This window comes from Pectobacterium aroidearum, from assembly GCF_041228105.1.
GTDB classification, from domain to species: Bacteria; Pseudomonadota; Gammaproteobacteria; order Enterobacterales; family Enterobacteriaceae; genus Pectobacterium; species Pectobacterium aroidearum.
In genome coordinates, this window is the sequence record NZ_CP166097.1 from 877,314 (window position 1) to 898,060 (window position 20,747).

General features: G+C 50.7%; 17 protein-coding genes and 1 CRISPR repeat array. Of the genes, 5 read left to right on the forward strand and 12 right to left on the reverse strand.

The window, feature by feature from the left end; all coding sequences use genetic code 11:
• Positions 1–3 precede the first annotated feature (3 nt).
• From csy2 to cas1f, 4 genes are all read right to left on the reverse strand, one after another.
• Positions 4–936, reverse strand: coding sequence for a type I-F CRISPR-associated protein Csy2 (gene csy2 / locus AB8809_RS03940; protein ID WP_349854527.1), 933 nt, complete (start codon positions 934–936; stop codon positions 4–6).
• A complete protein-coding gene (gene csy1, locus AB8809_RS03945) occupies positions 933–2,264 on the reverse strand; it encodes a type I-F CRISPR-associated protein Csy1 (protein ID WP_349854526.1) in 1,332 nt (443 codons plus the stop codon). The genes csy2 and csy1 overlap by 4 nt, the downstream gene beginning before the upstream one ends.
• 368 nt (positions 2,265–2,632) lie before the next feature.
• Complete coding sequence (gene cas3f, locus AB8809_RS03950) at positions 2,633–5,941, reverse strand: type I-F CRISPR-associated helicase Cas3f (RefSeq protein ID WP_349854525.1); 3,309 nt, start codon at positions 5,939–5,941, stop codon at positions 2,633–2,635.
• Positions 5,938–6,918, reverse strand: a complete 981-nt coding sequence (gene cas1f, locus AB8809_RS03955; RefSeq protein WP_349854524.1) for a type I-F CRISPR-associated endonuclease Cas1f — start codon at positions 6,916–6,918, stop codon at positions 5,938–5,940. Before cas1f ends, cas3f begins: the two co-directional genes overlap by 4 nt.
• Before the next feature lie 294 nt (positions 6,919–7,212).
• Positions 7,213–9,403: a CRISPR direct-repeat array (repeat unit 28 nt; unit sequence GTTCACTGCCGCATAGGCAGCTTAGAAA).
• 251 nt (positions 9,404–9,654) lie between these two features.
• Here cas1f and AB8809_RS03960 point away from each other — a divergent pair.
• Genes AB8809_RS03960 through AB8809_RS03975 form a run of 4 tightly spaced genes read left to right on the forward strand, consistent with a single transcriptional unit; the run spans position 9,655 to position 11,824 of the window.
• On the forward strand, positions 9,655–10,512 hold the full coding sequence (locus AB8809_RS03960; protein ID WP_342411548.1) for a hypothetical protein: 858 nt from the start codon (positions 9,655–9,657) through the stop codon (positions 10,510–10,512).
• Entirely contained in the window at positions 10,505–10,909 is a 405-nt protein-coding gene (locus tag AB8809_RS03965) for a DUF1240 domain-containing protein (RefSeq protein WP_349854523.1), read from the forward strand. Before AB8809_RS03960 ends, AB8809_RS03965 begins: the two co-directional genes overlap by 8 nt.
• Before the next feature lie 57 nt (positions 10,910–10,966).
• Positions 10,967–11,374, forward strand: coding sequence for a DUF1240 domain-containing protein (locus tag AB8809_RS03970; RefSeq protein WP_349854522.1), 408 nt, complete (start codon positions 10,967–10,969; stop codon positions 11,372–11,374).
• Between the two features lie 48 nt (positions 11,375–11,422).
• Positions 11,423–11,824 carry a DUF1240 domain-containing protein gene (locus AB8809_RS03975; protein WP_181845936.1) on the forward strand — a complete coding sequence of 134 codons (402 nt, stop codon included), beginning with the start codon at positions 11,423–11,425 and terminating at the stop codon, positions 11,822–11,824.
• Between the two features lie 55 nt (positions 11,825–11,879).
• Here AB8809_RS03975 and AB8809_RS03980 read toward each other — a convergent pair whose 3' ends face one another.
• The 5 genes from AB8809_RS03980 to AB8809_RS04000 all read right to left on the reverse strand — a co-directional run bounded on the left by AB8809_RS03980 (position 11,880) and on the right by AB8809_RS04000 (position 15,667).
• Complete coding sequence (locus tag AB8809_RS03980) at positions 11,880–12,359, reverse strand: Hcp family type VI secretion system effector (RefSeq protein ID WP_010295094.1); 480 nt, start codon at positions 12,357–12,359, stop codon at positions 11,880–11,882.
• Between the two features lie 117 nt (positions 12,360–12,476).
• Complete coding sequence (locus tag AB8809_RS03985) at positions 12,477–12,980, reverse strand: M48 family metallopeptidase (RefSeq protein ID WP_180778602.1); 504 nt, start codon at positions 12,978–12,980, stop codon at positions 12,477–12,479.
• Between the two features lie 83 nt (positions 12,981–13,063).
• A complete protein-coding gene (locus tag AB8809_RS03990; protein WP_349854521.1) occupies positions 13,064–14,257 on the reverse strand; it encodes an amino acid aminotransferase in 1,194 nt (397 codons plus the stop codon).
• A gap of 64 nt (positions 14,258–14,321) precedes the next feature.
• Positions 14,322–14,936: a YitT family protein gene (locus AB8809_RS03995; protein WP_015841641.1), complete on the reverse strand. Its 615-nt coding sequence runs from the start codon at positions 14,934–14,936 to the stop codon at positions 14,322–14,324.
• Positions 14,937–15,187: 251 nt separating this feature from the next.
• Positions 15,188–15,667, reverse strand: a complete 480-nt coding sequence (locus AB8809_RS04000) for an Lrp/AsnC family transcriptional regulator (protein WP_015841640.1) — start codon at positions 15,665–15,667, stop codon at positions 15,188–15,190.
• Between the two features lie 359 nt (positions 15,668–16,026).
• Here AB8809_RS04000 and AB8809_RS04005 point away from each other — a divergent pair, with 359 nt between their 5' ends.
• A complete protein-coding gene (locus tag AB8809_RS04005; RefSeq protein WP_180778604.1) occupies positions 16,027–17,412 on the forward strand; it encodes an amino acid permease in 1,386 nt (461 codons plus the stop codon).
• Between the two features lie 93 nt (positions 17,413–17,505).
• Here AB8809_RS04005 and AB8809_RS04010 read toward each other — a convergent pair whose 3' ends face one another.
• From AB8809_RS04010 to dnaB, 3 genes are read right to left on the reverse strand one after another with little or no spacing between them, the layout of a single operon-like run.
• A complete protein-coding gene (locus AB8809_RS04010) occupies positions 17,506–18,144 on the reverse strand; it encodes a hypothetical protein (protein WP_349854520.1) in 639 nt (212 codons plus the stop codon).
• Complete coding sequence (gene alr / locus AB8809_RS04015; RefSeq protein WP_349854519.1) at positions 18,137–19,219, reverse strand: alanine racemase; 1,083 nt, start codon at positions 19,217–19,219, stop codon at positions 18,137–18,139. The genes AB8809_RS04010 and alr overlap by 8 nt, the downstream gene beginning before the upstream one ends.
• Positions 19,220–19,260: 41 nt before the next feature.
• On the reverse strand, positions 19,261–20,667 hold the full coding sequence (dnaB, locus tag AB8809_RS04020; RefSeq protein WP_010279223.1) for a replicative DNA helicase: 1,407 nt from the start codon (positions 20,665–20,667) through the stop codon (positions 19,261–19,263).
• Between the last annotated feature and the right edge of the window lie 80 nt (positions 20,668–20,747).

Below are 20,747 nucleotides of genomic sequence, written 5' to 3' on the forward strand. Positions count from 1 at the left end.
TTTTTAGTAATCGAATTCGTAGGAAGTGTCTTCTGCTGCTGAATGGGTGTCTGCTAATTGGCGGCAGTGATAATCGCCGTTCTGATAGTCGTACTCCCAGAGTATCTGGCCGATATCACTGATGCGATGCGCGCCTTGCCATTCCCCAATGCCGTAGGCGGCTTCGGCAAAACAGAATGGCGTGTGCGGATCGCGGGTTTTATCGACTTCACCGGGTGCATAAAGCGGCGAAATGGCGTGGTAACCGATCATTAACGGGATCAGGAAGCCGCCGCCACCGGGTTTGGGCTGGTACTGCCACTGTACATTGCTCCCGTTGGGATCGCGCTCTGCCCGCATTTTTAACGCGGCGAAGTCCAGCCAGGCATCAATCAGTTCCGCTTGCGGATTATCCTGCTGTAGCGTCTGGAAATGGTCATACAGCAGCGATGTGCGATCTTTTAGTACAAAACCAGGTAACAAGCGGCGCATAACTTTACGGGTTTCCGCTTCGTCGTTGGGTAATGACTGAAGGGTGACGCGCTCGATATCGACAATCGTGCCGCCCGCCAGCCGCTGGCACTGTGCCTGCTGGGTGAGGAAATCACTCAATGCCGTGGTATCCGCCGGGATCTGGCCCTCGCAGCGGATTAACAGCGAGACGGTCATGTGCATACGGCCCTCTTCATTGAAGGCGGCGGTTTTCGCTTCTTTGGTCAATGGATTGCGGGTCAGGGCAAAACTCCGTTCCCAGCTAGAACCGTAGGCGTGTAGCTGATGTTGATGACTCACCACGCCACAGCCATCCAGCGTCAACCCGTGGCGGGCCTGTAACTTGCGTGACAGCGCATGGGTAAAACCAAGAAAGTGCGTAATAGCGGGGAAGCCATAGGTCAGCCCGGCGATGGCGTTGGCATTTTCGACCTTGATACGCCGCAGGATAAGTAATGTGCTCATGCCAGATCCTCTTTCAGTGCGCTTTCCATTTCACGCATCCGGCGCTTGAACAGCGCAGCGGTAGACCATTCGCGGCGTTCGACTTCGCCGAAGATCAAATCTTCATGCTTGAGCCGACGGTTCAGCCAGCGGCCAAAATCGTAGGCCACGGCCTTTTGCCAGTCTCCTGCTTCACGCTCGCGGCGGAAAACCGTATCCGTTTCTGCACGATAGGGATCGAGCCACAGCTGCTGGGCGCGTTTCAGTTCAGACTCTGCGCTCCAGCCCGAGGGCAGGTTTTGCACGCTGGAGACATAAAAGAAGAGCTGATCGATCAACTGGTCGAGATAACGCAGGCGCTGTTGACGAATGTCGCGATTGTTTTGCACCTTTTTCACGCTAAGCAGAAAGCGGCGCATTGATTTCACTATGTCACCGGTGTGATAGTCCATTTCACCGTTAGAACGGAAAATGCATTCATTCTGCTGCGGCGGTTTTTCAACGCTGTTCCACTGTGGCGGTGCGCAACTGAGCAAATAGGAACGGCCGCTGCGGCTGCTATTGAGTGAGGAAATATTTTGCGGCTTGGTGCCGCCCATATTCTGTACCGCCAGATAGGGGTAGCTGATGGAGATCTGCTCGTGCCAGTGATTCGCTTTTTGCGCCTGACGGATCGCTTTGGCTTCGTCACCAAAGCGCACGGTGTTAATCCGCTGGTGGAGCGCCTGCGCCAGCGAAGAAGAGTAAAGCGGGCTGAGCAGATGATATTCACCGTTTTCTGTTGGGAAATAGATCTGTTTGGCTAGCTTATGTGAGCTGGGCTGGCGATCGGTGAAGACCTGCAGAAACCCTGCCAGCCACTGTGCGAGCTGTTCCGGGCTTTCTGCCAGTTTTTCTAATGCACGGTGATCGCCACGCTGTAGGGCCGCGACCAGCGAATCCCCGTCGTGTTCAGTCTGGAGCAGTTTGGCGACATCAAGGGCGGCGGCGTTTCCCACGGCATCGATAGCGGGTTGTGCCAGCGTCGCAGTGGAGAGCGTTTTGGCCTCTGTTACCGTTTCAGCGCTAAAGATGCTGGTGCCTTTGGCATCGCTGTGGGTAAATTTCAGCGCGTGGGTGACCAGGCTGATTTGTCCAGCGCGGCTGGCAGCATCGCTTAACCACGCGCGAACCTCATGTTTTTGCTCGATCTCTCGCCGCTTCTCGGCTAGATCAAATTCCTCTGCGGCTAACGCTTCACCGCTGAGCGTCGCACGTTTCTTCTCCGCTTCTTTATCGAACGCATCCAGCTTGGCCTGCTTTCGCGAACTAATATAGGAGAGTATGAATGCGGGTAGTCCATCTTTCATTGCTCACTCCCTAAGGATTGAATGGTTTATCTCATATAAGATTTTTCTTTAATACACTTAACGATACTGATGGTTGTGGTTGACTAGCTATATCAATATAAAAATTAAAAGTTATTGAAGGTGGTGCTAGAAAAAGAAGCACGACTATAACCACCGCTTTTTTCCTTTTTCTCTGTTTCACGAGAATTTCTCTCCTCTTGATGGTACTCAATAAGGAGAATAGTACAGATTATTTCCTAGGCTAAATGTAAAGCATGAATATTAAGTTTGAAATGCGACCCTCCTCAAATTACTATCGCCTACACAGCCGGATAGGCTGCTTAGAAGTAGGCTAAATGAAGTAAACTGCCGTGCAGGTAGCGGCGCACTCACCTGAGTGCGCCAAACACCCCCAGCAGCGGGTGCCAGAGCCAGTCTTTTTCCTCGTCTTCCCGCAGGCGGATTTCGCCGAAGCGAGCGCTAACCCGTTTGAGTTCCCACTGTTTCTCATCCGCCAGACGTTGGTATAAGGCGTGGTAGTCGGGATCGATCCACGCACCAACGCCTTCTGCCATGTGCAGTGACGTGGGGCGGATAACATCGCTTGGCTTCCAGCCGCTGGGGCCGTCGTCCGGTATCATGAAAACGGCATCTTCATCGTCATCGGCGATCCACAGGGTATACGGTTCATCTCTGTCGGATTTTCGAAAGGGCGTGCGCCGCTGTAATTCACCGTTCCAGTGCGGATGGGCACGCCACCAGAATGCGGCGGGCGGGCGTTTCAGGCTATCGAGCTTTTGATTTGTGAGGCCAAGCAGCGTTTTTCCTAATACCGCGTGCTCTAACGCCACCAGTGAAAACGGTTTGGTGAGGGCCGCCGGTTGTACAATGCGCGGGGAGGCGTTGAGATGACGATAGTCCTCCTCCTGTAATAGCTGACGAAGGTCGTGCGTATCCAGCCGTTCGTCTTCTGACTCAAACCCCGGCTTACAGTACGCGACGTTCTTATCTCTCAGCGCGCGAATATTGTGGCTGAGCAGGGCGATATTCGGCGTTTTAGGTACATGCTGTTCATCCTGCCGATGGCGCAATATTCGTCCGGCGAGTTGGATGAATGAACGCATTGAGCTGGGCTCGACAATCGCCCAGTCGTAATCATGATCTCTACCCACTTCGGCGACCGAGGTCGCCAGCACCACAAAGATATGATGCTGCTGTGGTGTGTTTTCTATCGCCTGACGAATTTCATCGACCTGCCATAGTGCATCGGCGTCGTTACGCATCAGTGCGGCATCAAGTCGCTGCTCAATATAGGAACGCATCGCCAGCGGATGTTGGCTGTGATAAATGCAGTAATGAATGCAGGTGTTCTGCGGCGAGGGGATGGCAAGCAACTGACGGGCGACGGCAACCAGCTGATTGATGTTTGCCATTCTGACCAGCCCCAGCGAGACGGTTTTTCCGTTCTTATGCTGTTGGTGATGCTGTGAATGTAAATCGCGCAGCAGTAGGTGGATCGCCTGAGCGACGGCCAGATGAACATCGTCCGCATTTTTGCTGGAGCTGCTGACGGGTATAATTGAAGCTAGCCGGAGCGGGAGTTCCTCTTTGGTAAGATGCTTCAGCCGCTGCTGAACGAATGAATCATGCCTGGTCATGAAGCCTTTCACATCGCCGTACTGCTCATGCTGACAATCAAATTCATCAAACCAGCCGCAGCACACGTTCAGCGGCGTATTCGGTGTGCCGTAAGCCTGTTGCCAGGCAGCACGGCCATCAAGATAGGCACCGAACAGTGCACAAATTAACGCGGGTGGCAACGTGGCCGAGGAAAGTAGAACACGCGATCCCAGCATGCCTGCCCAGTTCACCAGTCGGCAGAGCGCGGGAAGATCTTCCAGCCCAAAATCATCCGGTTCATCCAGCACCAGATCCGAGGTCAATAGCCGTAGCATCGGGGCAATTTGATGACCGCCGCGCAGCCCCTCGGTGGCGGGCATCAGGTGGTCGATAGTGGTCACCAGCACTGGCGCACTCAATAATTGATGCAGGGTGGGGCTGCGTTCCAGCCACGTCTTTAAGCGACCATCATCCAGCGAACCGTCGTAACGGACATACTGATGCTCAGAGAACAGCGGATCGGCGGATTCACTGCCCGTCTGCGCTGTGTTTTGTTGGCGTGTCTCATTTTCCAACTGCATTTCATGGAGATCTTGCACGGCCTGTGAACCAATCAGCACCGCTAAGTCGTCTTCATCCAGCTTTAAGCGCTGCCGTAGCGCATCACCCGTTTGTAGCGTCAGCGTGCGTAGGCCTAGCGCGACCGAGAAGCGACAGCCGAGCGATTCATCTGCCAACCCATACATAATTCGTGCGTTGGCAAAGGTTTTTCCCCGGCCTGTTGAGGCCATATTGACGCCGAAAAAACCGTGCTGCTTGCTGGCATCGCGTATCGAGCAAGCCAGATCGAATGCGCGATCCTGCCAGCGAAAGCGCGAGTGGGTGCTGCGCTGGCGAAATCCTTTATGCCGGGTAATCGCCGGTAGCGTATCGCGCAGGTTCGGCAGGCTGCGGCCCAGCAGCAGAGCATTTTGCCCGACGCCGACGCAGTGTTCGTCCAGCTTCTGTTTACATTCAGGTTTACTGCCACGATGTTCGGTGTTCGCCCAAACCGGATAAGCGGGATCCTGCCAGCCCGCTGTTGGATCGCCTGCTGAATAATGGTGGTCAGCCAGCATGAGTGCGAGACGCGCCAGATGCACGGTCAGCCGTTGATCTAACTGAGCGAAGTGCATGAATGAAGGGAGCTTTAGCGCTCGACCCGCAAACTTGTGCGCCTTCTCACGCCAGACGCTGCTGCGTAGCGGCGTGCCATGCGGAAACTGCCAGTTTCGCTCAAGATCGGACGGCGTGACATCGGGATTGCGATGGTTAAGCGCGTTCCAGCGTGGAGAAAGGTGTTCGGTTAGCCAGGTATCCGAATGGCCCAAATCCGGAGCGTTGCTGTTTGGATCGGGGGTTTTAGGGACGTTAAACACCGGCAGCCGATGGTGTGACACAATCAGCCAGGCGATAACCTGCGCCAGCGGCGGCAGGGTCAGAAATGGCGTGTCGTTCACTGCTGGCGTATCTTGCTTTAGGCTGGCGAGCAAAGCGACTTCGGCTTCCGAAGTGATGCTACTGAGTGCGGTTAACCAGCCTTTATCGTCTTGCTCCCCCACGAAGGCCTGAAATAGCCGCAGCGACACCCACTCATGACGATACGGTTGGCTACGTGGGCCTGTGCCGCTCAACCCTGACTGGAATAGCGCGTTGGCTTTGCCGACATCGTGAAATAACCCAGCAATGGCCGCCAGCAGGCTAAACACCTCGGCGCTGTGCCACGGATTTTCATCTTGCGAGCGCAGAATATCGCGGCTGGTGGTGTTGGTTGGCACGCTCCCTTGTGCATTAAAACGCCGTAAATTACCGACGATCCACAGCAGTTCCGTATGATTCGCACTGCGAACCCAGTGACAGGCGACGGCCGTGTTACGACGCGCCGTTTTGCGCAGCAGCTTGCGCAGCGTGTTCAGCCCTTCCTGCGTAATAGCGGTTTGCCACGTGCGCTCGCCCTTGCGTTCAGCAAACTGATCCAGTATCCGGCGGGTTTCGACCAGCGCGCGCTTATTGCATTCTGAAATCAGCAGAATGTTCATCGACCCACCTGGCTCAGCTTGCTAGCGACATCCTGTAAGCTGCCGATCATCACATCCAGCGCCTCGGATTGTTGAAATGCGGTCAGGCAGCGCTGACGAAATTCTTGCTCATCTTCGCCTTCCATTGCGGCAATAAACGCCTGCGGCAGTACGAGTGCGTCCTTAATTAAATCGGCAACGTCGAATACCAGCCCGCCGCGGCGAGTTTTACCGTGTAACACGGCTAACCCGTGCGGCAGACCCAGCACCCATGTCGCGACGGCAGCCAGCCCGTAAGCCAGATAGTTGCCGTGATCGAGAAAGCGGTTAGCCAGATCGGTGCCGCCGCCGCGTTTGGCACGGGTAAAGTCTCCATAGCTCACGGCATTAGCGGCCAGTCTGTACAGGGCTTTGGTCATCATCGCTTCCTGCACCAGTACGTCATTGCTGGTACGGCAGTCGGTTAGCCCTTTTTCATAGCGATCAAGAAGCGCCTGAAGATGGTCGGCCTTAAAGGTAAAGCGGGATTCGCGGGACAGGCGCGAGCCCAGCCAGTGCTGACGAATTTGTGCTATTCGCACCTGTTGAAAAGCGATGGCGGCGGCCAGCCTTTTCTCATCATCGAACCAAAAGCTGACCCAGTCCTGCAAATACTCGGTTGGCCGATATTCGCTCTGTGGCGATAGCCAGGATACCGCGACTTCCGCCTCGTTGGCCGCAAACAGCGGTGTGCCGCCGCCGCCACAAAAGCCAACCATCACACCCGCTCTGGCAAATTCCCGCATCGCTGCCTGCGTGACGGAGGTGCCGGTTCCCAGCATCACCACGGTGGTATTGGCGATGGGAATATTCCAGTACAGAGACTGATTTCCTTCTTCCGTGACATATTCGACACGACCGCCGTTAACGAGAATGCGGCAATGTTGGAGGTAATAAACATTGGCGCGTTTGGAATGCAGAATAGTTTTTAAGTCCGAAGGGCTAAAGACGTTATCCATAATGTATTTTCTGCCGCAATCGATAATAGCTGTGACGCCAGCGAATAAATCGCAGGCTAACTATTTGATATAGAAAAATATAATCTTCAGAAAACTAACGAAAATCAGACTATCACAAATATTCTGGGAAAGTGTTGGCTGCCAAAAATATTACCCAGACGCAGACCCTTTTTATTTGGCCTATTTCACAGGATTAAAAATCAATAGGTTACGAAAGGACGGAAAAAAAGGGTTTTTGCGACGAAAACGGCAATTGCTGCTAATAAAACAAACCGTTAGAGTGATCGGGCTACCGTTCACTGCCGCATAGGCAGCTTAGAAATCTTCACCTGGCTGGGTAATGGCATCGAGATAGTTCACTGCCGCATAGGCAGCTTAGAAAATTCAAAGTGAGGCTGAAAAGATGGACGAGGAGTTCACTGCCGCATAGGCAGCTTAGAAATGTTCAGCATTGGTGCCGTATTGCACGCCAACGTTCACTGCCGCATAGGCAGCTTAGAAATATCGTTTTCATCTTGATAAATGAGGCCAAGAGTTCACTGCCGCATAGGCAGCTTAGAAAACTGAGCTGATGCGCTATCTCTGCCGATTGGTGTTCACTGCCGCATAGGCAGCTTAGAAACCAAAGAAATGAATCGCGTCAGCGATGTACTTGTTCACTGCCGCATAGGCAGCTTAGAAAAAAGAAAATCCTGTAACTGAGGTTTTAGGTCAGTTCACTGCCGCATAGGCAGCTTAGAAATCGTGCGCTTCCCTCTCCGCAGCGTCATAGGCGTTCACTGCCGCATAGGCAGCTTAGAAAGTCACCGCGATGAGCAACTTGAGCGGAGAAAATGTTCACTGCCGCATAGGCAGCTTAGAAATCTCAACTCGCTAGTTTTTACTTTCACTGTTCGTTCACTGCCGCATAGGCAGCTTAGAAATTGATGGCCCCAGCGTGTAAATAAGATACGGCGTTCACTGCCGCATAGGCAGCTTAGAAAAGCTGCTCAAGCTGGCGACCGGCGCGGCGACTGTTCACTGCCGCATAGGCAGCTTAGAAACGCAGCGGAGTTAAAAGCCTGTAGATCTTCATGTTCACTGCCGCATAGGCAGCTTAGAAAGCCTCTCAGGACGAACAGGAGTGGGTTGAAAAGTTCACTGCCGCATAGGCAGCTTAGAAAAGGTATTAAATGCATCATCAGCAGAGGAACGTGTTCACTGCCGCATAGGCAGCTTAGAAATGAACGCGTGACATTTCTTCATCAAACCCTACGTTCACTGCCGCATAGGCAGCTTAGAAAACACCGATAACGTGGTCAATTTGTGCGCGCTCGTTCACTGCCGCATAGGCAGCTTAGAAAATCTGCTTACCTGTTGCTGCGTTAATGTCCTTTGTTCACTGCCGCATAGGCAGCTTAGAAAGCTAGTATTGAAATGTTCAAATCAGTAATTACGTTCACTGCCGCATAGGCAGCTTAGAAAAGCCATGAAATTAATGGGCGGTGTCGTGCTCCGTTCACTGCCGCATAGGCAGCTTAGAAAGATCAATACGGCCAAATCTTTCTGACTGCATCGTTCACTGCCGCATAGGCAGCTTAGAAAGACTGCAATTCCATTTCACCTAGATGCATGTAGTTCACTGCCGCATAGGCAGCTTAGAAAAAGAAAGTTAAAGCGCTCGTTCTTCCATTCGAGTTCACTGCCGCATAGGCAGCTTAGAAATCCGGTAAGTGCTTTGGTGGAGTGGTGGGCTGGTTCACTGCCGCATAGGCAGCTTAGAAATTTGCAGGGTCAGTGTTAATCTGAGCCGGATCGTTCACTGCCGCATAGGCAGCTTAGAAAAACCGTTTAGAGCTTTCAGCACTGCCGTTTACGTTCACTGCCGCATAGGCAGCTTAGAAAGTCAGATGACACCAGAAACAGTCACCTTTCTGAGTTCACTGCCGCATAGGCAGCTTAGAAATAATAGACCAAACCAGAAAGAACAACGCCATTGTTCACTGCCGCATAGGCAGCTTAGAAAGCAATAATGTCACGCATCATCTCAGCGGGTTTGTTCACTGCCGCATAGGCAGCTTAGAAACAGTCGAGCGCCTTTTTCTGCTCCAGAGCATCGTTCACTGCCGCATAGGCAGCTTAGAAATGTGCCGTCAGAAAACACAGGTGAGACACCAGGTTCACTGCCGCATAGGCAGCTTAGAAACGGCGCGCACATCGAGATTGGCGCGCGTTCTCGTTCACTGCCGCATAGGCAGCTTAGAAAACCGGGGAAGCGAGCGGGCATCACCCATTGACGTTCACTGCCGCATAGGCAGCTTAGAAAGTCAGATGTCCATTCGACGTGTGCCTCAATAGGTTCACTGCCGCATAGGCAGCTTAGAAAGTTCATCAAATGGGCGGGGGGTAAAACCCGCGGTTCACTGCCGCATAGGCAGCTTAGAAATGCACAGCAAATGCACGAAGAGTACCTGCGCCGTTCACTGCCGTACAGGCAGTTTATACCCAGTTTTAAGCGCCATTATCTGGCTATTATCGAAGTAAGACTATCGTCAGCGTTTGATGCTTTATCCTCTTTAAATAACGTATTTTTGATTCCACTTTTTCGTAACATTTTTAAGTAACGGGTTTCTTTATGGGGAATGAAAAATTGCAGATTGGCGTTATTAATATTTAAAAATCATCATTTTTCCGTTAAAGTTCCCTTACAGGGAAATAGTACGTTGACTTAAGTCAAATTCAAGGGAGTGAGTGGCTGTGAAATACGATCCGGTTTTAAAAACACTTGTTGATGATGACTATCGGTTAGAAGATCATCTTGATTTTAAAAAGCAGCATGCTGATATTAACTATCAGAAATTACATGCTCAACTCAATGAAATAAATAACGATAACATTCATGCCATATTAACTGCGCAGGAAGCGACGTATTTTTTACAAACGTTATGCACACCTAACCCTAATGAGTCGTGGAAAACGGCCATATTTGGCTGTACCGATCCTGTTTCATCGTTTGCCGGAAACATCGCAGAAGCCGTGTCTGTGAGCCGAATCGTGATGGATATGAAAGGGTTCGGCGTCACGGCAACGGAATATGTCGGGAAAAATGGCAGTAAATACATAAAACTATCTGGCTATCCGGGGGTAAGGAAATATTTAGATGCCACCCGATATTTAGTCAGTAACCATAAAATACTTGATATAGGGATAGGTACAAAAGGGATTGAAAGTGGTATTGCGACTGGGGCAAGGTTCTGCATTGTGTTTTCAGGTGCTTATCGAGCCATTGAGTTGATGGTGAAAGATGAATACGCACTGACCGATTTCTTTGTTAATTTAACGATGGATGCGGCAAAACTGGCTGTATCGGTTGGGGTTGCCTGGGGAGCAAAAACATTAGCGACTGGACTTATGGCTACGGGGTTCAGTGTTATTGGCATTGCTTTTGGCATCTTTGCTATTGGGGTGATAGTCAGTCTTTCATTACTGTGGTTGGATAATGAGTATAAAATAAGTGAGACGATAATAAAAAATTTGAAATCGCATAAAATACAATATACACCATACCATCCCGATCAATTCTTTCATGCATGGGGGAGAGTCAGTCGTGGTTAAGATAAATAGACCGTTTTTTTTCATATATTCAGTTTTTATTTTTATTCTTTCGTGCTGGGGAGGATGGTTCTCTTTAAACGGGTATATTGATTTCTTTAATCTAAATGATGTCATTTCATTTTCATGGAAACTCGGAGTGGTGATTTTTCTAGTTCCAATCGTGTTCCAGTTTTCTTATTTTGGTTTTTTTTCTGCTATAAAAAATAGACCAATTAAAATGAATAATAAAATTTCAAATGTATTGGTTATATTTGCTATTTTTGGTACTGTGGTGAGTTTATTTTCATCTATGTATATCTCTTATAGTCTTAATGAGCTGGGTTATAAAATCTGTCCCAAGAGCTCATGGGTAGCTCCCAATAAATATGTGAAAGACATCGCTCTTTGTAAAGAGTAAGAAGAAAAATGGACGTCTGATAGGGAATGCTTTTTCATGCCTGGGGGAGGTACAGTCGTGGTTAAGGTAAATAGGCCATTAGTTGGCGCGTTTGCAGTTTTCCTTTTTTTTCTATCATGTTTTATTAGCTGTATTTCTTTCAATGGATATTTGAGTTTTTTACAAAAAAGTGATGTGATTATTTTTTCCTGGAAACTTGGATTAATGGTATTTGGATCACCTTTGTTGTTTTATTTTTCATATTTGGCATTTTATTCGGCCATAAATAATGAAGTGTCTAAAATGAATAATAAACTAGCTAACTCATTAGCTATTATAGCTATATTTGGTGCGGTCGTTAGTTTTTTCTCATCAATTTATATATCATATGTTCTTAATGATCAAGATTATAAAACCTGTCCCAAGAACTCATGGATAGCTCCTAATAAGTATGTGAAAGATATTTCTCTTTGTGATGAATGGTAAACAATGATCTTATAGGTTTTTATTTTTCATGCTTGTGGAGGGTTGTTCGTGTTTGAAATAAATAGGCCGTTATTTTTCGCGTTCTCAGTGTTGATTTTTATTCTTACATGCTGGGGAATATGGTTTTCTTTTAACGGTTATTGGAATCTATTTAGGCTAAATGATGTCATTATCTTTTCATGGAAGGTAGGCATCCTTATTTTTGGTGCGCCAATATTATTTTACTTTTCGTATTTAGGGTTTTGCATGGCAGTAAAAAACAAACCTATAGGAATGCATGGCATATTAGCAAGTGTGTGTGGTTATTTGTTTTTTATTGGTGTGGTGGTTAGTTTTGTTGCATCTATGTATATATCTTTTAATTTTAGAGATCAAGGCTATGAAATCTGCCCTAAACACTCCTGGATGGACCCCAATAAGTATGTGAAAAATATCTCTCTTTGTGATTAATGGTGAATAACAAGCACAACTAATAAGATGTGCCTGTTATCAAAGGTCATAAATATTAGAGGCTCATTTCCTCCCAAATGCTGTAACCCGATGTTCCTGCGATTTTGTGGTTCCAGGCTATGGTTTTATATTTTAGCTGGACTTTTTCATACGGCATGATGTCGTTGTTATCGATGACGTGTGGATAGACACAGGTGACGTCGACAATGCTCGCATCGGTTAAGGTCACTTCGTAATAAAGTTCTAACTGTCCAGCGGAATTGACGCGATAGAAATAAAATGTCACATCGACCTTTTCATTATAAGAGATTGCCATCCCTAATAACGGGGAAGACTTATCGATTGGCTTAATAAAATGAATCGGATGATGGGCGACATTCTGATCGCGGCTGATGCTATGGTTTAAACCTAATACTTGTATTTGATCTTCATGACCCGTTTGGTAGCGATTACCAATCGAATCTAGCGTTGAGCAACCAGATGATATTAAACCCTGTTTTTGGCCATTAATGCTGGCATAAATCAAATTAGCCATATCAAATCCTTATGAGAATATTTATCAATAGACTGCGTGATAATATATCGATTATCCGCACGGAAATAATACGGCTAAGGCAAAGCTAAAGTAAAGCGGCCATAATAAAAGATGAAGTTAGACCGAAGCTGAATTTATTTCTCGCCAGTTTAGCCAGATGCGCATATCAAATTCCAACTGATGGTAGTCAGGATCCATATGGCAGCAGAGTTGATAGAAGGCCTTGTTGTGATCTTTTTCTTTGAGGTGGGCGAGTTCGTGTACCACGATCATTCGCAGGAAATCTTCTGGCCCGTCACGAAATAGCGTCGCTATTCTGATTTCGTTGTTGGATTTTAATTTTCCACCTTGCACACGTGCCACAAACGTATTGGTGCCCAGCGTCCCTTTTATCGGGTTCTGTTTATTGTCGTAAAGCACCTTTGATATTGCCGGGGCATTTTTCAGGTAGCGCTGTTTCAGCTCGGCGACGAACTGATAGAGCGACTTGTCACTCTGAATCTGATGGCGGTCAGGGTATCTTTTTTCCAGCCAGGGGCCGAGTTTGCCTTGATCGAGGAGCGTTTGTACTTGGGCAACAATCGCCGGAGGGTAACCGTTCAGGTAGCGTAGTTGGGTCATGAAATTTTTATCACACAAGCCACTGAGTTAAGCGAGTTCACAACGGTGAGCCGGTTAAGCCAGTGGCTTTATTATTTTACGATTTACTGAATCGCGGCGAAAGCCGCAGCGACGCGTTGGACGTTGCTGTGGTTCAGCCCCGCTATACACATACGGCCGCTGGCGATCAGGTAGACGCCGAATTCTTCACGCAGACGATCAACCTGTTCCGGGCTGAAACCGGTGTAGCTGAACATGCCGCGTTGGGTGAGCAGGTAGTCGAAGTTACGGTTCGGCAGCGCGTTTTTCAGTGCCGACACCAGTTCCTGACGCATGCTCAGAATGCGGGTACGCATTTCTTCGACTTCCGCTTTCCAGTCAGCGTTCAACTGCGCGTCATTCAGGACTTTAGAGACCACCTGTGCGCCGAAATTCGGTGGGGAAGAGTAGTTGCGGCGGACGGTCGCTTTTAACTGACCCAGCACGCGCTGTGCGCTGTCGGCATCGTCACACACCACGGAAAGGCCGCCGACGCGCTCGCTATACAGTGAGAAAATCTTGGAGAACGAGTTGGCGATGAGTGCCGGAACGCCCGCGCTGGCAACGGCGCGAATCGCATAGGCATCCTGATCGATCCCGAGGCCAAAGCCCTGATAGGCGATGTCCATAAACGGAATCAGCTCGCGCTGGATGATGACCTCAATGATGCGATCCCACTGTTCGGTGGTGAGGTCAGAACCGGTCGGGTTGTGGCAGCATGGGTGCAGCAGTACGATGCTGCGCGCCGGCAGCGTTTGCAGCGTGGCCAGCATGGCATCAAATTTCACGCCTAGGCTGTCGCCATCGAAATACGGGTAGGTGTGAACGTTAAAGCCCGCGCCCTCAAAGATCGCAATATGGTTTTCCCATGTTGGATCGCTGACCCACACTTCTGAATTCGGGAAGTAACGTTTCAGGAAATCCGCACCGACTTTCAGCGCACCGGAACCACCCAGCGTCTGAATGGTGGCGATGCGACCGGCTTCCAGCACCGTATGGTTTGCACCAAACAGCAATTGCTGGATCGCGGTACGGTAAGGCTGTAACCCTTCCATCGGCAGATAAGAACTCGCGCTCTGAGCCGGCTGTTTCAGGCTGCTTTCTGCCGCACTCACAGATCGCAACTGCGGGATAATATTCTGCTCGTTGTAGTAGAGCCCGATACTCAAATTGATCTTATCCGCTCTTGGATCCTGTTTGAATTTTTCCATCAGAGACAGGATAGGATCTCCGGCATAGGTATCAACGTTTTGAAACACAGTGTAGCTCTCCTGAGTGTGTCATTTTTATGGGTACCGCAACCCCGACGATGGTGGGGGGCAATCAGGCCGCATAACGGCCAGGGCGATGATTCATCGCGATAATCAGGTTCAGAACGGTTGCCCCCAGAATCGAAGCAATCAACATAGGTATGCTTACCACGAACAGGGAAGTCAGCACAATCACAACGTCAACGCCCATCTGGAGTTTTCCCGCCCGCAGGCCGTATTTGTCCTGAAGGTACAGCGCCAGAATATTCACGCCGCCGAGGCTAGCCTTATGACGGAACAGGACAATGAAACCTATTCCGGTGATGATACTGCCGAACAGCGTGGCGTAGAACGGATTGAGCTGATCGAAATGAATGAACAGTGGATGTAGATCGGAAAACAGGGACACGAGTCCGACGGCGCAGAACGTTTTCACCGTGAATTCCCATCCCATACGGCGTACGGCCAGATAGTAGAAGGGCAGGTTCAGCAGGAAAAACGCGACGCCAAAGGAAACGTTTGTCAGATAGTGGATAAGGAAAGCTATGCCTGCGGTGCCGCCGGTGAGTGCGCCAGCCTGACGTAGCAGGATGACGCCAAATGACACCATCAGTGTGCCGGTCACTATTGCCAAAACGTCTTCCAGCAGCGTGTGTGATATTTTTTGTGTGGGAATAACGTTATCCATGGTGAGCACTCAATAGACTGTCGTAAAAATATGTGCTTACCAAAGCAAGAATCACACCAGATGATGCCGCGTAGCGGCTGGTTTATGTGAAATACCTGCGGTAATAAGAGTAACGTATTGAATTATATAAATGAAAATAATGCGTGATTTGTGCGTAATCTGTCATTTATTTAGTTATGTTGTGCGAAAAATGGTGATTTGTTGCGTGAGTTTCTCGTTTTTTTGCACCAAATAGACGCGATTGCCCCAAATCAGGGCAACGCAGGCAGTTCTGGCGTGATCAAACCGTTCTCTTTAAGGCGGTTTAATACCACCGAGGTTTTCAGATGCGCGATGCTCTTATTCTGCGACAGAATCTGGCTAATCAGCGTGCTGAGTCCGGGCAGATCCGCGACGGCGACTTTTAACAGATAATCGGCATCACCCGTGGTTTTATAGGCGTCAATAATCGCATCCACTTCCCCCAGCATCTGGTGAAAGCGTTCAACGTATTCGCTGGTGTGGTTGATCAACCGTACTTCAATTAACCCCAGACATTCCAATCCAACGGCATTCGGCGACAGGCGGGCATGGTAGCCAAGAATGAGCTGTGCCTGCTCCAGTGCGATGCGGCGACGGGAGCATTGTGAAGCGGAAAGCCCAACCAGTTCGCTCAATTCCTGATTGGTCAGGCGACCATTGGTCTGTAGCAGCGTCAGGATTTTCAGATCGAAATCATCAATGTTGTACATCGCGTTCCCTAAACCGTGTCAGATAGTGAGTCAAACAGACTACCAGCTTTTTAGGCTGTGTTGCCTATGAGTTTTTTATCGCTACAGGGCCGCTCAATCTCAGTTTGCACCATGATGGTTCAATTCATGCATCGCAGGGCAAAATACGATGCAACTGTGTGCATTATTGATCATTAATGTGCGTTTAATGTTCGTATTTTCTGAATTTATGCGTGATGTGTGAAATTGGAGTGGAAATAAATTTTCTAACTTTTCATTGCGTTATGTGAATGATGATCATGATGGCAGGGATGAGGGGTTATCTGGCCTGATAGTTGCTACATCCTCCCGATTCGAATTTTATTGCTGACGGGGGAAAAATGGAGACACAACAAGAAGAAGGGCAGTTGAAAAGAGGATTGAAAAATCGCCATATTCAACTGATCGCACTGGGAGGCGCGGTAGGTACCGGGCTGTTTTTAGGCATCGCGCAGACCATCAAAATGGCGGGGCCATCGGTGCTGCTTGGCTATGCGATTGCGGGCGTTATCGCATTCTTTATTATGCGCCAGTTGGGTGAAATGGTGGTGGAAGAGCCCGTTGCTGGCTCGTTCAGCCACTTTGCGTATAAATATTGGGGAGAGTTCGCCGGGTTTATGTCCGGTTGGAATTACTGGGTGTTGTACGTTCTGGTCAGTATGGCCGAGTTAACGGCGGTCGGGATATATATTCAGTACTGGTGGCCGGACGTGCCTACCTGGGTCTCTGCGGGGGCATTTTTTGTACTGATTAACGCCATCAATCTGACGAGCGTTAAAGTGTACGGTGAAATGGAATTCTGGTTTTCGATCATTAAGGTTGCGGCCATCATGGGGATGATTGTATTTGGCTGCTATCTGTTGTTCAGTGGGGCGGGTGGCCCTGACGCTAGTGTCGCAAATCTATGGCAGCACGGTGGTTTCTTCCCGAACGGCATCAGCGGTATGGTCATGGCGATGGCGGTGATCATGTTCTCCTTCGGTGGACTGGAACTGGTAGGGATCACTGCGGCTGAAGCTGACGATCCGCAAAACAGCATCCCACGCGCGACGAATCAGGTTATTTATCGCATTCTGCTGTTTTACGTTGGCGCGCTGGCTGTGCTGCTGTCGCTGTACCCGTGGGGGAAAGTTGTGGAAGGCGGTAGCCCGTTCGTCATGATTTTTCATGCGCTGGATAGCAACGTTGTGGCTACTGTTTTGAATCTGGTGGTGCTGTCGGCTGCTTTGTCGGTTTATAACAGCTGCGTGTACTGCAACAGTCGCATGCTATTCGGGTTGGCGAAACAGGGGAACGCCCCGCGTGCGTTGCTGAACGTCAATAAGCGCGGCATTCCGTTGGTGGCACTCGGCGTATCGGCACTTGCGACGGCTCTGTGTGTCGTGATCAACTACCTGATGCCGGGTAGAGCCTTTGAGTTGCTGATGGCGCTCGTGGTCTCTGCCTTGGTCATTAACTGGGCGATGATTTGCATCACTCACCTGAAATTCCGAGCGGCGAAAAAGCAGGAAGGCCATGAAACGCGCTTTAAAAGCCTCGGTTACCCGATGACGAATGTGATTTGTCTGCTGTTTCTGGCGGGGATTTTGGTCATCATGGCGATGACGCCGGGTATTCAGATTTCGGTGCTGTTGATTCCGTTCTGGCTTCTGGCGTTGGCTGTGAGCTACATGGTGAAAAAGAAGAAAAGTGCGATGGCGGCGCTGGCAGTAAAAACTGACTATTAATTAAGTCAAAAGGCACTTCCAGTCGTGGAGTGCCTGATGTTTATTCTTTTAATGATGGTTCTCGGGATAGCGTGATCACAATCCCGGGTAGCATCACTCCACAATGATCCGTTCGTCATTGTCTCCCAGACAGATACTGAGCTGCTGCCCGTCGGGGCTAAAGGCGCAGTAGGGGAGGGGTTCACGCTGGTAGAGATGTAGCGGAAGCGCCAGATAAAGCACGATGAGCAGCAATGCGGCGACGGCTTTAGCATACGTTGGGCGTGGTGCTGTCGCGTTGCGCCGCGCGTGTCGATATTTCACGATGCCGATAGCGGCCATGCCTGCGCCTACCAGCATGGAAACATACAGTTCACCGGGCATGGGGGAGAGTATCAAATTGTCGTTTTCATACTCTTGCCAATATTGAATCCGCCACAGGGCGCTGATGCCGATTTGCAGCAGTCCTGCGAGTATCCAGGCAACACGCCAGCCCGAGAGTCGAAAGAGCGCCAGAAAGCAGAATCCTGACGCCGCGAAAGACCAGTAAATCAGATCGAACATCGCGCTAAACATGCCGCCAAACAGCGTGCCGCCGACATCCGTCGGTTTCAGGGTAAAGTAATTAATGAGGGCAAACAGCGTCAGGATCGCGGCTACGGCAAGCCAGCTTGCCGTATAGTAGACAACCCGTCTGAAAGTCGGCAAGCCTTGCGCTTGCCGATAAAAACCCGTTAGTCCGTTTTTACTCACCGTCGACGTATTCCAACGCGGTGCGCTGCGTTAAGCGCGTGATCAGTTCGTAGGCGCTGGCGCCTGTATGCGCGGCAATGCGTTCAACCGGTAGCGTCGGTCCCCACAGGATGACTTCATCTCCAACCTTATCCTGCGCATCCGGCCCTAAATCCACCGTAATCATATCCATCGACACGCGGCCGGAAAGTGGCACCTCACGCCCATTGATGAGCACGGGCGTGCCGGCTGGTGCGCAGCGTGGATAGCCATCGCCATAGCCGACGGCCACGACGCCCAAACGGGTATTGCGCGGGCTGGTCCAGGTGCCGCCGTAACCGACCGCTTCGCCCGTGTGGTGTTCACGCACGGCGATCAGGTGAGATGTAAAAGTCATTGCTGGCTGAAAGCCAAAATGTGCGGCGTCTTCGTTATCCAACGGCGACACGCCATAGAGAATGATGCCGGGGCGGACGCGATCGCGGTGCGACTGTGGCCACAGCAAAATGCCGCCGGAGGCCGCGATGGACTGTGCGCCGGGTTTACCCTGTGTAAAGGCATCGAAGCAGGCCAACTGGCGCTCGGTAGTTCCGGCCTCGGGCTCGTCGGCACGGGAAAAGTGGCTCATGATATTGACCGGCTGAACCACATTGCGACATGCGGTCAAACGCTGCCAAAACGCGTCGGCGTGTTCCGGCAGAACGCCAAGTCGGTGCATGCCGGTATCGAGCTTCATCCACACGCGTAGCGGCTGTGACAGCGTAGCCTGCTCCAGCGCGGCAAGCTGTTCGGGGCTGTGAACGGCGGTTTCTAGCTGGTGATCTACCAGAAGCGGGAGGTCGTCGGCGGAGAAAAAGCCCTCCAGCAGGACGATAGGCTTGGTGATGCCCGCCGCGCGCAACGCCAGCGCCTCGGAGAGCCGTGCGACGCCGTAGCAGTCAGCGTCGCAAAAGGTATGGGCAGCTTCGATCATGCCGTGGCCGTAGGCGTTGGCTTTCACGATGGCAACGACCTGACTGTCAGGCGCGAGCTGACGGATACGTTGCAGGTTGTGGCGCAAAGCACGCCGGTTAATGACGGCAGTTGCCGTTTTCATTCTTGTTCCTTAGTGCAGTGTTGTCATTGCTGAGCGCTGCGTTATTCATCGTCATATTGTGGGCCGGCATAGTTATCAAAGCGCGACCACTGCCCGTTAAAGGTCAAACGAACGGAACCAATCGGGCCGTTACGCTGTTTCCCCAAAATGATTTCAGCGATGCCTTTCAGATCGCTGTTTTCGTGATAAACCTCATCACGATAGATAAACATAATCAGGTCGGCATCCTGCTCGATGGAGCCGGATTCACGCAGATCCGAGTTAACCGGGCGCTTATCGGCGCGCTGTTCCAGACTACGGTTAAGCTGCGACAGAGCGACGACCGGAACCTGCAATTCTTTTGCCAGCGCTTTGAGTGAGCGGGAAATTTCGGCAATTTCCAGCGTACGATTATCGGACAGCGACGGCACGCGCATCAATTGCAGGTAGTCGATCATGATCAGGCTCAGGCCGTCATGTTCACGGAACACTCGGCGGGCGCGGGATCGCACTTCGGTCGGCGTCAGACCGGAGGAATCATCAATGTACATGTTGCGCTTTTCCAGCAGGATCCCCATGGTGCTGGAAATACGCGCCCAGTCTTCATCGTCCAACTGACCGGTACGAATGCGGGTCTGATCCACGCGAGACAGCGACGCGAGCATACGCATCATGATCTGCTCGCCGGGCATTTCCAGACTGAAGATTAGCACCGGTTTATCCTGCATCATCGCGGCGTTTTCACACAGGTTCATCGCGAAGGTGGTTTTCCCCATCGATGGACGGGCGGCGACGATAATCAGGTCAGATTTCTGCAAGCCTGCGGTCTTTTTATCCAGATCCTGATAGCCGGTAGACACACCGGTTACGCCGTCGTGTGGGCGCTGATACAGTTGTTCGATACGAGAAACGGTATCTTCCAGAATGCGGTCGATGCTTTTTGGGCCTTCATCTTTGCTGGCGCGGTTTTCGGCGATTTGGAAGACGCGGGATTCCGCGAGATCGAGCAGATCCTCACTGCTACGCCCTTGTGGATCGTAACCCGCATCGGCGATCTCATTGGCGACGGAGATCATTTCACGCACCACGGCGCGCTCGCGCACGATATCTGCATAGGCACCGATATTGGCGGCGCTCGGCGTGTTTTTAGCGAGCTCAGCCAGATAGGCGAAGCCACCCGCGGATTCCAGCGAGCCTTGCAGTTCGAGCGATTCGGACAGGGTAATCAGGTCGATCGGTTTGCTCATTTCGAGCAGACGCTGCATCTCGGTGAAAATCAGGCGGTGGGCGCGGTTATAGAAGTCGTTCGCGACAACACGCTCGGCGACATTATCCCAGCGTTCATTGTCGAGCATCAGGCCACCCAATACCGATTGCTCCGCTTCCAGCGAATGTGGCGGAAGTTTCAGACCTTCCATCTGGCGGTCACGGGGTTCATTCGATTTATTGGTGGGTCTTTTCTCTGCCATGAAACGGGTTCTTTACCGGTTGATTTGCCATTGGATTAGGGGGCATTGTATATGCCACTCGTCCGAAATAACACAATCGG

Coding starts and splice junctions, on each gene's coding strand:
- csy2 (WP_349854527.1), bottom strand. CDS start 936: ATGAGCACATTACTTATCCTGCGGCGTATCAAGGTCGAAAATGCCAAC.
- AB8809_RS04005 (WP_180778604.1), top strand. CDS start 16,027: ATGGAGACACAACAAGAAGAAGGGCAGTTGAAAAGAGGATTGAAAAAT.
- cas3f (WP_349854525.1), bottom strand. CDS start 5,941: ATGAACATTCTGCTGATTTCAGAATGCAATAAGCGCGCGCTGGTCGAA.
- AB8809_RS03980 (WP_010295094.1), bottom strand. CDS start 12,359: ATGGCTAATTTGATTTATGCCAGCATTAATGGCCAAAAACAGGGTTTA.
- cas1f (WP_349854524.1), bottom strand. CDS start 6,918: ATGGATAACGTCTTTAGCCCTTCGGACTTAAAAACTATTCTGCATTCC.
- AB8809_RS04000 (WP_015841640.1), bottom strand. CDS start 15,667: ATGTACAACATTGATGATTTCGATCTGAAAATCCTGACGCTGCTACAG.
- dnaB (WP_010279223.1), bottom strand. CDS start 20,667: ATGGCAGAGAAAAGACCCACCAATAAATCGAATGAACCCCGTGACCGC.
- alr (WP_349854519.1), bottom strand. CDS start 19,219: ATGAAAACGGCAACTGCCGTCATTAACCGGCGTGCTTTGCGCCACAAC.
- AB8809_RS03985 (WP_180778602.1), bottom strand. CDS start 12,980: ATGACCCAACTACGCTACCTGAACGGTTACCCTCCGGCGATTGTTGCC.
- AB8809_RS03995 (WP_015841641.1), bottom strand. CDS start 14,936: ATGGATAACGTTATTCCCACACAAAAAATATCACACACGCTGCTGGAA.
- csy1 (WP_349854526.1), bottom strand. CDS start 2,264: ATGAAAGATGGACTACCCGCATTCATACTCTCCTATATTAGTTCGCGA.